This is a genomic window from Rhizobium sp. TRM95796 (genome assembly GCF_025779995.1).
Taxonomy (GTDB): Bacteria; Pseudomonadota; Alphaproteobacteria; order Rhizobiales; family Rhizobiaceae; genus Rhizobium_E.
Genome location: NZ_JAOXHE010000001.1, coordinates 699,150 through 713,748 on the forward strand (window position 1 = coordinate 699,150; position 14,599 = coordinate 713,748).

General features: G+C 62.6%; 14 protein-coding genes and 1 other RNA gene. 2 read left to right on the forward strand and 13 right to left on the reverse strand.

Annotation, left to right across the window (positions count from 1 at the left end; translation table 11 throughout):
* Positions 1-14 precede the first annotated feature (14 nt).
* The 13 genes from OCK01_RS03375 to OCK01_RS03435 all read right to left on the reverse strand — a co-directional run bounded on the left by OCK01_RS03375 (position 15) and on the right by OCK01_RS03435 (position 11,392).
* The gene (locus OCK01_RS03375; protein WP_263822694.1) at positions 15-1,769 is read right to left on the reverse strand and encodes a peptidoglycan D,D-transpeptidase FtsI family protein; all 1,755 of its coding nucleotides are present in this window, start codon (positions 1,767-1,769) and stop codon (positions 15-17) included.
* Positions 1,769-2,176 carry a hypothetical protein gene (locus OCK01_RS03380; RefSeq protein ID WP_182828976.1) on the reverse strand — a complete coding sequence of 136 codons (408 nt, stop codon included), beginning with the start codon at positions 2,174-2,176 and terminating at the stop codon, positions 1,769-1,771. Before OCK01_RS03380 ends, OCK01_RS03375 begins: the two co-directional genes overlap by 1 nt.
* A gap of 1 nt (position 2,177) precedes the next feature.
* Positions 2,178-3,200: a 16S rRNA (cytosine(1402)-N(4))-methyltransferase RsmH gene (gene rsmH / locus OCK01_RS03385; RefSeq protein WP_263822695.1), complete on the reverse strand. Its 1,023-nt coding sequence runs from the start codon at positions 3,198-3,200 to the stop codon at positions 2,178-2,180.
* A 20-nt stretch (positions 3,201-3,220) separates the two neighbouring features.
* The gene (mraZ, locus tag OCK01_RS03390) at positions 3,221-3,658 is read right to left on the reverse strand and encodes a division/cell wall cluster transcriptional repressor MraZ (protein ID WP_263822696.1); all 438 of its coding nucleotides are present in this window, start codon (positions 3,656-3,658) and stop codon (positions 3,221-3,223) included.
* A gap of 348 nt (positions 3,659-4,006) precedes the next feature.
* An RNA gene (rnpB, locus tag OCK01_RS03395) (RNase P RNA component class A) lies at positions 4,007-4,402 on the reverse strand.
* Between the two features lie 68 nt (positions 4,403-4,470).
* Positions 4,471-4,761, reverse strand: coding sequence for a type II toxin-antitoxin system RelE/ParE family toxin (locus tag OCK01_RS03400; protein WP_263822697.1), 291 nt, complete (start codon positions 4,759-4,761; stop codon positions 4,471-4,473).
* Entirely contained in the window at positions 4,754-5,014 is a 261-nt protein-coding gene (locus tag OCK01_RS03405) for a type II toxin-antitoxin system ParD family antitoxin (RefSeq protein ID WP_263822698.1), read from the reverse strand. The genes OCK01_RS03400 and OCK01_RS03405 overlap by 8 nt, the downstream gene beginning before the upstream one ends.
* A gap of 73 nt (positions 5,015-5,087) precedes the next feature.
* Positions 5,088-6,293 carry an NAD(P)/FAD-dependent oxidoreductase gene (locus tag OCK01_RS03410; protein ID WP_263822699.1) on the reverse strand — a complete coding sequence of 402 codons (1,206 nt, stop codon included), beginning with the start codon at positions 6,291-6,293 and terminating at the stop codon, positions 5,088-5,090.
* Positions 6,294-6,334: 41 nt separating this feature from the next.
* Entirely contained in the window at positions 6,335-7,642 is a 1,308-nt protein-coding gene (locus OCK01_RS03415; RefSeq protein WP_263822700.1) for a hypothetical protein, read from the reverse strand.
* An 11-nt stretch (positions 7,643-7,653) separates the two neighbouring features.
* Positions 7,654-9,351 (reverse strand): Hsp70 family protein, encoded by a 1,698-nt coding sequence (locus OCK01_RS03420; protein ID WP_263822701.1) that lies wholly within the window; start codon positions 9,349-9,351, stop codon positions 7,654-7,656.
* A gap of 71 nt (positions 9,352-9,422) precedes the next feature.
* Positions 9,423-10,181 (reverse strand): N-acetylmuramoyl-L-alanine amidase, encoded by a 759-nt coding sequence (locus OCK01_RS03425; protein ID WP_263822702.1) that lies wholly within the window; start codon positions 10,179-10,181, stop codon positions 9,423-9,425.
* A 21-nt stretch (positions 10,182-10,202) separates the two neighbouring features.
* Entirely contained in the window at positions 10,203-10,913 is a 711-nt protein-coding gene (locus tag OCK01_RS03430; protein WP_182828972.1) for a J domain-containing protein, read from the reverse strand.
* Between the two features lie 236 nt (positions 10,914-11,149).
* The gene (locus OCK01_RS03435) at positions 11,150-11,392 is read right to left on the reverse strand and encodes a hypothetical protein (protein ID WP_182828971.1); all 243 of its coding nucleotides are present in this window, start codon (positions 11,390-11,392) and stop codon (positions 11,150-11,152) included.
* A 272-nt stretch (positions 11,393-11,664) separates the two neighbouring features.
* On the opposite strand from OCK01_RS03435, the gene OCK01_RS03440 reads away from it, so the two are divergent.
* Complete coding sequence (locus OCK01_RS03440; protein ID WP_182828970.1) at positions 11,665-12,876, forward strand: pyrophosphate--fructose-6-phosphate 1-phosphotransferase; 1,212 nt, start codon at positions 11,665-11,667, stop codon at positions 12,874-12,876.
* Between the two features lie 510 nt (positions 12,877-13,386).
* On the forward strand, positions 13,387-14,400 hold the full coding sequence (locus OCK01_RS03445; protein WP_263822703.1) for a lytic transglycosylase domain-containing protein: 1,014 nt from the start codon (positions 13,387-13,389) through the stop codon (positions 14,398-14,400).
* Positions 14,401-14,599 lie beyond the last annotated feature (199 nt).

Below are 14,599 nucleotides of genomic sequence, written 5' to 3' on the forward strand. Positions count from 1 at the left end.
TCCGTTTATGCCGCTCAATAAGACACAAGCAAGGCATTTCCGTCGGGGCCGAATTTCGCCTTGACGCCGAGCAGCGCCCCCGCCCGGCGGATGATGTTGCCGGCCAGCACGCCGGCATTGCAACCGGCGGTGACGCCGCAGCCCTTGAACGCCTTCTTTGGTTCATCGACGATGGTCAGCACCACATATTTCGGGTTTTCGACCGGAAAAGCGGAAAGAAAGGCGTTGAAGCGCACATTGTTCGCGTAACGACCATTGACTACCTTTTCGGCGGTGCCCGTCTTGCCGCCGACATGGAAGCCGGCGATGTTGGCGCGGCTGCCCGAACCGTCGAGAACATTGGCGCGGAACAGGTAGCGCATGTTTTCCACCGTGCGCTCGTTGACCACGACCTTGGCGATCTCGTTGGCCCTTTCCTGGTCGCGCAGCAGGAAGGTCGGCGGCAGCAGCTTGCCGCCATTCATCAGCGCGGCGCCGGCCACCGCCGTCTGCAGCGGCGTCGTCGAAACGCCATGACCGAAGGCCACGGTCATCGAGGTGATTTTCTTCCAGGTTTTCGGTTGCGACGGAGCCGCCACTTCGGGCAATTCGGTGTCCATGCGGGTGAGCAGTCCGAGCCGCGTCATGAATTCCCGATGCCCCTCCACGCCCACGGCGTCGGCCATGCGGGCCGAACCGATGTTGGAGGAATGGATGAAGACGTCACGCACCGACAGGATACGGCGCGTGGCGTGGAAATCGTGAATGGTGAAGCCTCCGATATAGAGCGGCTTGCGGGCGTCGAAGGTATCGTTCATCGACACTTTGCCGGAATCGAGCGCCATGGCCGTGGTGAAGGCCTTGAAGGTCGAGCCCATTTCGAACACGCCGCCAGACATGCGGTTCATGCCGCTCTTGGTCTTGAGATCGATGGTCTCGCCGGGATTGTTGGGATCGAAATCGGGCACGGACGCCATGCCCAGCACTTCGCCGGTGTTGACGTCGAGCACCACCGCGCCGGCGCCGATGGCGTCGAAATCGGCGAGGCCGCGTTTGATTTCGTCATGGACGATGTTCTGCACGCGCAGATCGATCGACAGCTTGACCGGCTCCAGCTCCGACGTGCTGGTCATGCCGATGGCGGCGAGATCGGCAAGGCCCTGGTTGTCGAGATATTTCTCCATGCCCGCGACGCCGCGATTGTCGATGTTGACGTAACCGACAACGTGAGAGGCCGCGTCGCCGGCAGGATAGAAACGGCGCTTGGCTGGACGGAAACCGACGCCGGGAATGCCGAGCGACAGGATTTCGCTCTGCTGCTTGGGCGTCAACTGCCGCTGGAGCCACTGGAAGCGCGAACTTGCGGTCAGCTTCTTGTAGATCGCCTTGCGGTCGAGATTGGGCAGAACGGTCGAAAGGAGCTCCACCGCCTCGTCGGGGTCGACGATCTTGTGCGGCTCGGCGAACAGCGACACGGTGCGGACGTCGGTGGCGAGAATCTCGCCGTTGCGGTCGAGAATGTCCGGTCGCGAGGCGACCTGATTGTCGGCCGGTCGGATGGAAGACACCATCTCCGGCGGCGTCATGCCGTAATAGACCAGACGTCCGCCGATGACGGCGTAGACCAGCGTGAAAGCGCCGATCATGATGGCGATACGGCTTCTCGCCTGTTGACCGGACGTTTTTCGCACACCCTGGAAGATCTGGCCGTTCTCGGCCTCGAATCCACGCGGACCGGCGCTGAAATGCGCCTTGCTCTTCAATACCATGATGCGGGAAAGGAAGGACATTAGCGCGCCACCGATCCTGTTTTGATGTCATCCGTCTTCGGCTTGTCGGCCGAGGCCGCTTTGTCGCCGGTCTTCTTCTTGCCGTCCTTGGCGTCGGCCTCTTCGACCGCCGGCAGCTCGGACTTCAGCATCGGCAGTTCCACCGGCTGCACCATCTGCGTCGTGTCGGTCGGCTGCAGCTTCAGCTCGTCCTGATAGAGCGCGATCAGCCGCTCCAGCCGCGCGGGCTGGGTCAGCAGCGCCCAGTCGGCGCGCAACAGGTCTATCGTATCCTTCTCCAGCCGGATATTGGCTTCGAGCTTGCGCACTTCGGAGAGCTTTTCTTCGGCGCGATGCTTGATCGTATAGGTGATGGTCGCCACCGCCGTCATGATCACGATCAACAGAATGTCCAGCGTGCGCAGCATGTCAGCCTCTCAGTCGTTCGATGTCGGCGAGTTGCGGCAGGTCGAAGATCGAAGTATCGGCCTTGCCGGCCTTGGCCTCGGTGCGGACGCCGCAGCGCAGCTTGGCGGAGCGGGCGCGCGGATTGACCTCCGCCTCGGCCTCGGTCGCCTGCACCGCCTGCTTCGGCTCCGGCTTGAAGATCACCGGCGCCGCCGCGATCTCCGGCAGATGACGCGAGCCGGACGCCTTGCCGGCGCGATCGGCGAAGAAGCGCTTGACGATGCGGTCTTCCAGCGAATGGAAGGTGACGACGACCAGCCGACCGCCAGGCTTCAGCGCCCGCTCGGCGGCGAACAGCGCCGAGACCAGTTCGCCGAGCTCGTTGTTGACGAAGACGCGCAGCGCCTGGAAAACGCGGGTCGCCGGATGGATCTTGTCGGTCATCTTGCGCGGCGTGACGATCTCGATCAGGCCTGCGAGATCGCGCGTGGTCTCGAACGGCTTCTCCAGCCGTTTCTTGTCGATGGCGTGCGCGATGCGGCCCGCCTGGCGCTCTTCGCCGAGGAAGGAGAAGATGCGGATGAGATCGTTGACCTTGGCGCGGTTGACGACATCGGCGGCGCTGACGCCCTCGGCCGACATGCGCATGTCGAGCGGCCCGTTCCTCTGGAAGGAAAAGCCGCGATCGGCCTCGTCGATTTGCATCGAGGAGACGCCGATATCGAGCACGACGCCGTCGAGCCCGCCTTCGGGCGCGAAGTCGTCGAGCTTGCCGAAATTGGTGTGATGCAGGCTGAAGCGGTCAGGATATTCCGCAAGCAGCCCCTGCCCGCCGGCGATCGCCGTGGGGTCGCGATCGAGCGCGATCACCGTCGCGCCCGTCGCCAATATGGCCCGGCTATAGCCGCCGGCCCCGAAAGTGCCGTCGAGAATGGCGCGGCCTTGCTCCGCCCCGAGATGCGCGAGCACCTCGGACAACATGACCGGGATATGACGCATCGGTCCGCCAATGGCATCGTCCGCTCCGTTGCCATGATCCGTCATCGTCCTGTCACCCCGCACCATCAGGAGCCGCGGCTTTCGCCCCGCAACTCCAGTCTCGCCGCATTCTGCGCGGCCAGGAACTGGTCCGGCCGCCACAGCTGAAAGAAATCCGCCCGACCGACGAAGGTCGCCTCGTTTTCGATCCCCGTATAGGTCCGGATGAAATCCGTGACCATCAGGCGACCCTCCGTATCGAGCTTCATGTGAACGCCGCCGCCATGAATGAGCAGCGACATCCGGTTCGCTTCCGGCGCAAACGGGTCCATGTCCTGCAGCCGCCTTTCCAGACGCGCCAGCAGGTCGGGTCCCCCGACATTGATCGCCGGATAGTGGAAATCCTGAAAGCCGTACAGCTCCTCCACCCCCTGCGCGGCAAGCACGGCGCGGAAAGAGGATGGCACCGAGACCCGCCCCTTGGCGTCGACCTTGTTCGTCGCATTGGAAAGGAACCGGCTCATGACGCAATACTTCCGCTTCCAGAAAACGAGCCTCGCTGGGCGAAACCGTCATCCACTTGATTTTGAACGCGAAAGAGAGGTCCTGTCTCGCTTTTGCGCCCAGACCGGAAGGCTGATCCCGCCGGTCTGCACCAGTCTTGAAGCGGGCTGTCTGTCGCCCTTTTTCAGTGCGCTTTTGGGATAGCATGGGACCATATGGGCGTCAATGGGATGGGTCGCCCGCGAACGGGAGGCCGGTCTCCCATTCATAAGCTGTTAAGTTTAACGAAAGGTTGAGAAATGCCCCGAGAAAACGGGCGTGGAGCCCCTTCCCCGAGCGTGAAAAAAATTTCAACTTTTGGAAAAAAAATCGCCAGTCGGCCTGTAAGCCGGGTTCTGTAAGGCTCCGGATCGCTCCGGAACGTGGCAGCCATTCATCTGGGACGCCGCTCGCGCGACGCCTCTCGCAACCCACCCGGACGACTGGCCCGGAAACAGGCCTGCCGCATGAAGCGGACGCGTCGTCCCTATTCGGTCTTGCTCCCGGCGGGGCTTGCCATGCCGTCTCCGTTGCCGGATCCGCGGTGGGCTCTTACCCCACCTTTTCACCCTGACCCGGCATGCCGGGCGGTCTGTTTTCTGTGGCGCTATCCCTGGGGTCGCCCCCGCCGGACGTTATCCGGCGCCGTGTTTCCGTGGAGCCCGGACTTTCCTCACCCCGCGGCCTTTCGACCATATGCTGAGCGCGGCTGCCCGGCCGACTGGCGAGGCGGTCCTTAAAGCAAGGAAGAGGATATGGGAAGGTTTTATTTGGAAAGTCCGAGACGGCGGCGTCAATCAAGCCAAGTCGATGGATGACGCATCCCATGCACGACAACCACGATTTCCACGCCGTAGTCGGTAGGCTCGTATATGGCGATGTATTTGCCTTCGATCAGAATGCGGGCTTTGGCGCCGATCTCCCGGCGAGGAGAACCCATTCCGGGATTGAGGGACACGAGTTCAAACTTCCGCAGAAGGGTCAATATCAACCGATCCGCAGCCGGCTCGTTTTCGCTGGCGATTGCCCGCCATATGTCTTGCAACTGTCGCTTCGCCCGAGGCGACAGGCGATATCTAGCCACGCTGGGCGCGCCGCTCCGCCTTCAACTCGTTGAGGAATTGGATCGGATCAATTTCTTGCGGCTCTCCGCTGGCCTTGCCCTCTGCATATTCGCGCTTGAGAAATTCCAGTTCGAGCGCACGCGCCTTTTCACGTTCTTCGAGCAGGCGGAGGCTATCGCGCATGACATCACTGGCGCTCCCATAACGTCCGCTTTCGACGAGTTCGCGCACGAAGCCTTCGAAGTGATCTCCGATATTGTAAGCCGATGTCATAGCTGCACCTCTCGATCAGCGGACTCTACCAGTTTTTGCGACAAGAGCCAAACGGAACCGCCGGACGAGGTCCTCACACAAACCTCGGCGCAAAATCCGCCGTCGGATAGTCGGGATCGATAATCTCTCCATGCACGAGCAGCTCCGCCCCCAGCCGGCCAATTTCGTCGGAGCTTTTGGCGGCGGCGCCGCAGCCGCCGGCCATGACGAAGATCGAGGGCGCAGAGGTCGGGCCGATCGCCGGATATTTGGTGGGTTTGCCCTGGTCATGCGGATAGGAGGTGACGCAGGTCACGAGCCGAGCCTCCTTGATGTCGAGCGAGGGAACGAGGCGCTTCATCATGCCGACGAGATGATCGAAATTGCGGGGGCTGCCGCCCGACTTGAACCAGTCGCGCACGGCGTCGGTGTTTTCGAGCAGGATGTCGGTCATATCGCCGCCGATTTTCAGATAATGCTTGCCGTCGGGATAGAGGATCGGCGGCAGCATATAGACGCCCAACTCTTCCGGCTCGTCCTCGAAGATCAGCGACGGCATGGAGGCCAGCCGCGCGGCTTCAGCCTCGGAGACTTCGAACAGGCTGATCGTGCGGCCATAGACCTGCATGTCGAGAACGTCCGGCAACAGTCCCGGCTGATTGGTGAAGCCGCCGGCGGCGACCAGCACGCGGGCTGCGCTCACCGTCTCGCCGCCGTTGAGCGTAATCTCAGCGTAACCGTGCTTCTGGGCGATCGACAGCGCCCGATTGCGGATGACATTTGCTCCGGCTTTCTCCGCCGCGATCGTCTGCGCCGCCACCAGCCTGCGCGGGCTGACATAGCCGGCATTCACAGGCTCGAACACAGCGTCGGAGCCGTCGGGGAAACTGAAATAGGGAAATGTAGCCTTGAGACCTTCATCGTCGAGAAGCACAGGCTCGACGCCCACCCGCGCGGCCGCGGCGCGGATATTGGCCATATAGCTCTGGCTGCGGCCGGTCTTGAGGCCGGAGATCAGGCAGCCCTTTTCACCGTAAAAGGTGACGCCGCTCGTGGCCTCGATCTCCCGGTATCGCGCGATCGAGCGGTTGGCGAGCCGCGCCCAGACTTCGTTGGGGTCGATGGTGCGGGTGATGCGGCCCTCGTCGTAATGGCTGGCGAACACGCCCTGATGGTTCGCCCAATCAACAGGCTCGTCGGGCCCGATCAGCACGACGCCCGCAAACTGTTCGGCAAGATGGCGGGCGGCGGCGGAACCGGTGAGGCCGCGTCCGACGACGGCGTATTGGAACTGGGGCATCGGCGGGCTCCGGGCTCGAAATGGCTGATGTCGCTCAGGTTTTATTGCAGAACGAGGCGCAGGAAAACAGCGGCGAGCAGAATGAAAATGCCGAGCGCCATCTTCACTCTGTCGGGCGCGCCGAAAGCGGTCGCGGCCTCTCTCAACTGCTCAGAAGACGCGCCTTCGGCCTTGAGCGGCGCGAGATGTTCGCTGAGCGCGGCGAGCCGGAGCTTGCGCCAGTTGAAGGCGGTCGACAGCGCCACGACGATATAAATGACGCTGACGACGCCGGAAAGGCCGGCGGCGCTCGGAAAGTCCTCCCGGATCGACGGCGCGCGCAGGATGGCGCTGACGACGGAGAGGATCGCTGCGAAAACAGCCAGTTTACCGAGCCGATAGTAGAAGGCGAAGGGTACAGGAAACAGCAGTCCGAGCACGGAGAACGCCCAAGGGTAGCTGCGCTCGCGGATGGCGCGCTGGAAATAGGCGAGCATTTTCGGCTCGTCGGCGAAAGCCCGCGCCACCAGATCGGGATCGAGATCGTCGACGCCGTCGAGCGCTTGCGGCTGGGCGGGCGCATCGGCCGGCCCGCGACGATCGGCGGCGTCCGACAGCGCGTCGATCAGAAAATCGGCGTCCTCGGGCCGCATATGGCGCAGGATGCGCCGATCGTTGGAGAGAAGATCGAAGCGCCGGTCGATTTCGCGCAGCACGCCCGGCTGATCATGCGGCTTGAGATCGCCGGATTGGATCTGGTCGAGGAGGTCGCGCAGCGCCACGCCCAGCGCATCGTCGAACTCGCTGAGCGGCAGGTTTTCGAGCGCGTCGAACACGTTGGCCCAGAGATCCAGCGGTCGCCGCCACGGTTGGGTCTTGCGGGTTTCTTCGAGCAATTCCCAGAGTTGAGGCTGTTCTCCGCCGTCTGAGCCGGGCCCAATGTACGCTTCGATCTCCTCCGGGCGCTTGTCCTGCTGGACGGCCGGCGCCGGATAAGTCAGTTCGACGACAATACGCTGCCTCTCGGACCGCGCCGGGACCTCGGGAGCGTCGCCCAAGGCCGCGACGACATCCTCATCGGTTCTTTCCGCCGCCGACCCGCCAATCGCGAGCAGATCCGCTACAGGGTCTTCCGCCGACTTCATCTGCTCGACCGCGTCGCCGTCGGAGGCGTCATCCCGCTCCTCGTCCGTCGTCACCCAATGGCTTTCCTCCAGCGCCGCGTCGCGCGCTTCCACCAGCGCCTGAAAGCCTGCAGGATCCTCATCCGGCCGCGTCACCTTGAGCCTGCGCGCGTAGGCCTTGCGGATCTCCTTCTGGTCGGAGGTCGCATCGATGTCGAGAATGGTCCAGGGATAGCGACGGGTCATGCTGGCCCGCCTCAATCGCGGTTGAAGACGAATTTGTCGAACTGGTTGAGGAAAGCGCGGAATTCGTCTCTGACAGCCTCGATGTCGCGCAGCCTCTGGTCCTCGATCTCGGCGGTGAACTGCATCAGCCCCTCGGCGATGATCTGCCGATCCTGTTCGAGCGCCTCGGCATAGATGCGTTCGGCCCGCGCGATCAATTCACGGTTTTCCTGCTGGTCGCGCGGGGCGAGCTTGATCTTCGAAAGCTGTTCGAAGCGTTTGGCCAATTCCTTCTCGTCGAGACCGGAATCGTTGGAGAAAACCGTCTTGAACACGTCCTTTGTCGATTGCACCGTCGCCTCGACTTCGAGCGCGCCGTTGATGTCGTAGGTGAAGCGCACATCGACGCTTTCCTGGCCGGCGGGCTTGCGCGGGATCTTCACATTCAGCGTGCCGATATGGACATTGTGCTCGGGGCGGATGTTTTCGCCCTGATAGATGCGCAAGGCGATTTCGGTCTGGTTGTCGGTGACGGTGGTGAAGGGCTCGACACGGCTGATCGGCACGGTGGCGTTGCGCTCGATCAGCGGCGCGACCACCTCCTCCCGCTTGCCGTCGGGACGGGTGCGCATGGAGGCGACGCCGAGGGTAAAGGGGCAGACATCGGTCAGCAGCACATCTTCGACGGCGGCGTCGCGGCTTTTCAGCGCCGACTGGATCACCGCGCCCATCGCCACCACCTCGTCGGGGTTGATGGTCACGAAAGGCAGCTTGCCGAACAGGCGGGCGATCATCTGGCGGATCGCCGGCATGCGGGTCGCGCCGCCCACCAGCACGATGGCGTCGAGTTCGTCCGGGGAAATCGACGAATCGCGCAGCGCCCGTTCGAGCGGATGCCGGAGACGCCGCATCAGGTCGGACGCCTCGGCTTCGAATTCGTCGCGTGTGATCACGCCTTCCAGGACAGCCTGTTCCAGCGCGATGCGATAGTCGAGGCTCGCTTTGCCCGACAGATCGATCTTCAGCGTATCGGCGGCGCGCAGGATGCGCGCCTGGTCGATCCTGCCGAGGCTGGCCCGATCGACATTGCTCTTTCGCAGCAGAAGGCCCGCCAGCGCTTCGGTGAAATCGTCGCCGCCGAGGAAATTATCGCCGGCCGAGGCGCGGATTTCGAAGACGCCGTCATATTTGTGCATGATCGACACGTCGAACGTGCCGCCGCCGAGATCGAAGACGAGGAACTGGCCGTCGTCGCGCGTCTCCAGGCCATAGGCCAGCACCGCCGCCGTCGGCTCGTTGATCAGGCGCTCGACATTCAGGCCGGCGAGCTTGGCCGCATTGATGGTCGCCTTGCGCTGGCCGTCGTTGAAATAGGCGGGACAGGAGATCACCGCCTCGGTGATCTCCTCGTCATATTTGGATTTGTAGTCGTCGACCAGCGCGCGCAGGATGAAGGACGAGAGTTCCTCGGCGCGAAAGCTTCGCTTGCCGAGCGACACCACCCGGTCCGTCCCCATCCAGCGCTTGAACGACATTACGGCCGCGTCGGGATTGGTGAGCGCCATTTCCCTGGCGGCGGCGCCCACGACGATCTCGCCATTCTGGTCGACATAGACGGCCGATGGCGTAAGAAATCCGCCATTGGCGTTTTCGATCAATCTGGCCTTGCCGTCCTCGAACACGCCGATCAGGGAATTGGTCGTTCCGAGGTCGATTCCGACAATAGCCATTTTGATCCCGCGCACTGTTTATACAGAGTGTTTCTTAGTCAGTGTGAACTCTCCGGACAACAGAAAGTTGCTCACCTCTCCGGCAACGCCCGCAGCAGCCGATGCAGCGTGTCGATCGTCGAGGCGTCAGCCACGCCATCGACGCGCTCGGGGCGGAAATGCCGCTGGAAAGCCTCGACCACGCCTTCGGTGCGGTGGCAGAAATCGCCGCTGACCGGGGCGTTGTATCCGTAGAGCGCCAGCATTGCCTGCAGCGCTTCGACCGGCGGGCCCGCGTCGCCGCGCTGGAAGAACCGTCCGCCGGATATCGGCGCCGGCTCGACATGATGGCCGATCCCCGCTTCCGCCAAGGCTTGCCACGGAAATTTCTCGCCCGGATCGACCTTGCGGACGGGCGCGACATCGGAATGTCCGAGCACATGTTCGGCCCGAATTGCGTGACGGGCGACGATGTCGCGACAGAGCGCGATGACCGATTCGATCTGCTCGGGTTGAAAATCCGGCAAGCCCCCCGGATGGCCGGCATTGGCGATCTCGATGCCGATCGAGCGGGAGTTGATGTCCGTTTCACCCTTCCAGAAGCTCGCGCCGGCATGCCAGGCGCGTTTGTCTTCGGCCACCAGCTGGCTGACCCGCCCGTCCTCCCAAACCAGATAGTGACAGGACACTTCGCTTTCAGGACGCCGCAGCCAGTCGAAGGCCGCTTCGGCGCTCGGCATGCCCGTGTAATGCAGGATGATCATGTCGGGAGCGGACACACCCTTGCGATCGCCGAAATTGGGGGACGCAGCCACGACGGCGCGCGCGAAATCGGGAGGAAATTCTGTCATCAAGGCACTCGGATGCTGGCGTCAGGCCGCGCGAAGCTCGCGCTCGATGGCGGCGTAGGCGGCGTTATACTTGGCCATGCGCTCATGCGCCACCGCTTGGAACGACGTCGGCAGCCCCCGCGCGATCATCATGTCGGGATGATGCTCGCGAACCAGCAACCGATATTGCTGCCGAATGGTGTGGAAATCGTCCTTTCGCGACACGCCGAGCACGCTGTAGGGATCGGCGCCTTCGACATAGACGTGCCGGGCGAGAATCTGGGCGAAGCGCTCCTCGGAAATCTCGAAGATCGCGGCCACATGTTCGAGATAGGCCATTTCACGCTCATGCACCGCCCCGTCCGCTTTGGCGATGTGGAACAGGCCGTCCATGACGTTTTCCAGCATCGCGCAATCGGGATGTCCGGAACTGCAGAGCCCTGACAGCTTTTCGGCATAGGCTTCGTAACCTGCCACATCCTGTTTGGCGAGATTGTAGAGACGGGCCACGTTGCGCGCCTCTTCGTCAGGATAGTCGAAAATCTGCTGGAACGCTTCGATCTCGTTTGGCGTCACGATCCCGTCTGCCTTGGCCATCTTGGCGGACAGAGCAATGACGGCGACGGAAAAGGCGACCTTGCGGCGCGTTTCCGGGTCGCCTTCGAAGACGGTGCGAATCGCCTCGATCAGGCTCGACAAGGCGTTTGTCGCGGTGTCGGCGACGGCGCTGAAGAGCTTTTCCCAAAAAGACATGTTTGCGTCCGGCCGCCTGATGAGGAGTTGAAGCAAAGGGTGACCAATTGTCGGCTCAAAAGCAAGCCATGACGAGAATGAAATTTCCGTAATGCAAATTGATCGGAAACGATCTTTCCGCGCATTTTCCGTCAACAGCGCGCCTCGTCCCGCCCGTGCTGGCGCATGGAATCAAAAGCGGTCCCGTTTGCGCAACGGAACCGCTTCTGGCGACCGAAATGTCGGTCTGCGAATGCTTACGGGCAAACGCGCTGCTTGGTGATCACCGTCTTGTTGTTGGTGACCTTCTTCACGGTCTTGGTATAGCATGCCTGGCGGACGACCACCTTCTTGACCACGGGCGGGCGGACGATCACGCGCTGGGCCGGCGGATTCGGCGCCACGCGGATGGTGAGGCTGTCGGCGGCGGCGGGGCCGGTGAAGGCTGCGGCGAGGCCGAACGTGGATGCTGCAACAAGCATTTTGAGCGAGGTCTTCATCGATTTTCTCCTTGAAGCTCTGTGATCCGTCATCGGCTTGAAAACGCCGGCATGCGCCGAAAGGTTCCGTGACCGGCAAGGACGGCGAGGACCGGACGCTTATCCACAAGGGCGCTCGCATCGCGGCTGCTTTTGAATCGTTTAAGTTCCGGGGGGCGGCCGCGTGCGCGCTCGGGCGGCCTGTTCTTCATCATCTCTTCACTTTACAGAGGAAGCAGGCTGGCCCATCGATGCCGGCTGCAAAGGCTAACGCCGCATGGGAGATTCCAATCATGGCCAAACAAAAAGCCGCAATGCTGACAGCCGGCGGGCTCGCGCCCTGCCTGTCTTCCGCCGTGGGCGGACTGATCGAGCGTTATAGCGACGTCGCCCCCGAGGTGGAGCTGATCGCTTATCGTTCGGGTTATCAGGGCGTGCTTCTCGGCGACAGCATCCAGATCACCAAGGAGATGCGCGAAAAGGCGCATCTGCTGCATTATCACGGCGGCTCGCCGATCGGGAACAGCCGCGTGAAGCTGACCAACGCCGCCGACTGCGTCAAGCGGGGCCTGGTCAAGGAAGGCGAAAATCCGCTGCGCGTGGCCGCCGAACGGCTGACCCGCGACGGCGTCACCATTCTCCACACGATCGGCGGCGACGACACCAACACCACGGCGGCCGATCTCGCCGCCTATCTCGAAGCCAACGGCTACAAGCTCACCGTGGTCGGCTTGCCCAAGACCGTCGACAACGACGTGGTGCCGATCAGGCAGTCGCTCGGCGCCTGGACGGCGGCGGAAGTCGGCGCGCACTTCTTCGACCATGTGTCGAACGAACAGAGCGCGGCGCCGAAAACGCTGGTCGTGCATGAAGTCATGGGACGCCATTGCGGCTGGCTGACCGCCGCCACAGCGCGCGCCTATATCCAGGACACCAAGGGCCGCGACTATGTCGAGGGCCTGATGATGAACACCCAGCTCAAGAACATCGACGGGATGTATCTGCCGGAAATCGCCTTCGACCTCGAGCAGGAAGGCGCCCGCCTGCGGCAGATCATGGAAAAGACCGGCTTCGTGACCATCTTCGTCTCCGAAGGCGCAGGCCTCGATACGATCGTGGCCGAACGCGAGTCCTCCGGCGAGCATGTGAAGCGCGACGCCTTCGGCCATGTGAAGATCGACACGATCAATGTCGGCAACTGGTTCTCCAAACATATCGGCCACATGATCGGCGCCGAACGCGCCATGGTGCAGAAGTCCGGCTACTACGCCCGTTCCGCCCCGGCCAATCGCGACGACCTCCGGCTGATCCAGAGCATGGTGGATCTGGCCGTCGAAAGCGCGCTCAACCGCGTCTCCGGCGTCACCGGCCATGACGAGGACCAGAACGGCAAGCTCCGCACGATCGAGTTCTCCCGCATCAAGGGCGGCAAGCATTTCGACACCGACCAGCCGTGGTTCTCGGAGGTGATGGACTATATCGGACAGCCCTGGCGGGCCGTCTGACACCCGAAATATGCGGCGCGAAAGCCTGTTTTCGCGCCGCATAGCCGAATTTCTTAATTTAGTTTTTCTTACGGTTAACCGTCTGGCGTTCAGCAGAATTGATGCGTCGTTCTCCGCCTGCAGTTGTGCCGCCGATCCGCTTTTCCCTCATGCGCCGTCATTGGGCTCCAGCGTCAGGAAGTCCCCAGGCCATCACAAGACCGTGAAGAGTCAGGCACTTCTGCTCTTGCGCTCGTCCCGCCGACATTCATGCCTCGTCCGCCCGACGGCGTGAATTAACCCGTCGTTAACCATGATCCTTCATCATCCGTTAAGCATATTAGCGCGGACAAAAATGTAACCGATGATTTTATTCCAGATGCAGTAATCAAGCGTGGATTGAACTGGCGGGAACGGCGGCTTGTCTGGCGTTCCTTAATCGAGTATCAGGACGTAACGATTTGTGAAGACTCTCCGCCTCCGAAGGGAGGACGGACCTCAACAAAGCGGACGGGGTTAATGAGAAAATACGTGACGCATGCCACACGGATCGCGCTGATTTCAGGCGCGGTGGGACTGACGGCGTCCTGCCAGTCCGCCAAGGTCAACTCGGCGAAACTGGAGACGAAGCCGGCGGCGCAGCAGGTGGCGATGACCACGCAGCTTCAGACGGTCAATACGTCCAGCACGGCGATGCTGACCACGACGCCGACTCCGATCTCGCCCGTCGATCTCGCCACCGACAAGACCGTATCGATGGCCTACGCCATCCCCTCCCCCAAGCCGATCACCGACGCGGCCCAGGCCTTCAACGCGGTGGAAGTGGCTTCGGTCGATCCTTCGGCAATGGCGGAACTGACGCCGACTTCGGCGCCGACCCCGATTCTCCAGCAAACGGCGACCGCCGCGGACGCTCCAGCGCAGCCGACCGCGACCGCCGAGACCGCTTCGGCGGCGGCGCAGTCCACCCTCGACACGACGACCGAGCCCGCCGCGAAGCAAGCGCGCAAGACGGCGGTCATGGCCGACAGTTTCGGTCAGCCCGATGTCGCCGCGATCTTCGCCACGCGCCTCGGGGCGCCTGCCGCGAAGCCCGCGGCCAGCATTCAGGTCGCCAGCGCCGATCCCTCGGCCGCCACGGCTTTCGCAGCCCAGCCGTCGGCCAGCGCCTTCAGCTCCATCACGTCGAGCAAGAACCCCGATCTCAATCAGCTCATTTCCAAATATGCGGCGCTCTACGAGGTGCCCGAGCATCTGGTCCACAAGGTCGCGCGGCGCGAAAGCAATTACAATCCCGGCGCCGTGCATCGCGGCAATTTCGGCCTGATGCAGATTCGCTATCGCACCGCCCAGGGCATGGGCTACAAAGGCTCGCCGAACGGCTTGCTCGATGCGGAAACCAATCTGAAATATGCGGTGAAATATCTACGCGGCGCCTGGCTGACCGCCGACAAGGACGTCGCCAAGGCCGACTGGCTCTATCGCACCGGTTATTATTACCAGGCCAAGAAGAAGCAGCTTCTGGAAGTCATTCACGCGGATTGATTCGGAGCTTGGCGCCGATCAGACCGGCGCAGCTTCGAACCGCCTCTGGCGATATCGCGCCGCCAACGCCCTCACCAAGACAATCAGCTTGCGCCGGACGCGGCGGCGTCGTGGGACGCTCGACAGAGCGTCGCCGCTTGACGATCATTGTCCGGCGACCGAACCGCACGCACCGCGCAAGACGACGTGCGGTCTCGGC

Bases quoted from the DNA above. Each gene is read 5' to 3' on its own strand.
- OCK01_RS03375 (WP_263822694.1), bottom strand. From the start codon at position 1,769: ATGTCCTTCCTTTCCCGCATCATGGTATTGAAGAGCAAGGCGCATTTC.
- OCK01_RS03380 (WP_182828976.1), bottom strand. From the start codon at position 2,176: ATGCTGCGCACGCTGGACATTCTGTTGATCGTGATCATGACGGCGGTG.
- rsmH (WP_263822695.1), bottom strand. From the start codon at position 3,200: ATGACGGATCATGGCAACGGAGCGGACGATGCCATTGGCGGACCGATG.
- mraZ (WP_263822696.1), bottom strand. From the start codon at position 3,658: ATGAGCCGGTTCCTTTCCAATGCGACGAACAAGGTCGACGCCAAGGGG.
- OCK01_RS03405 (WP_263822698.1), bottom strand. From the start codon at position 5,014: ATGACATCGGCTTACAATATCGGAGATCACTTCGAAGGCTTCGTGCGC.
- OCK01_RS03410 (WP_263822699.1), bottom strand. From the start codon at position 6,293: ATGCCCCAGTTCCAATACGCCGTCGTCGGACGCGGCCTCACCGGTTCC.
- OCK01_RS03415 (WP_263822700.1), bottom strand. From the start codon at position 7,642: ATGACCCGTCGCTATCCCTGGACCATTCTCGACATCGATGCGACCTCC.
- OCK01_RS03420 (WP_263822701.1), bottom strand. From the start codon at position 9,351: ATGGCTATTGTCGGAATCGACCTCGGAACGACCAATTCCCTGATCGGC.
- OCK01_RS03425 (WP_263822702.1), bottom strand. From the start codon at position 10,181: ATGACAGAATTTCCTCCCGATTTCGCGCGCGCCGTCGTGGCTGCGTCC.
- OCK01_RS03430 (WP_182828972.1), bottom strand. From the start codon at position 10,913: ATGTCTTTTTGGGAAAAGCTCTTCAGCGCCGTCGCCGACACCGCGACA.
- OCK01_RS03435 (WP_182828971.1), bottom strand. From the start codon at position 11,392: ATGAAGACCTCGCTCAAAATGCTTGTTGCAGCATCCACGTTCGGCCTC.
- OCK01_RS03440 (WP_182828970.1), top strand. From the start codon at position 11,665: ATGGCCAAACAAAAAGCCGCAATGCTGACAGCCGGCGGGCTCGCGCCC.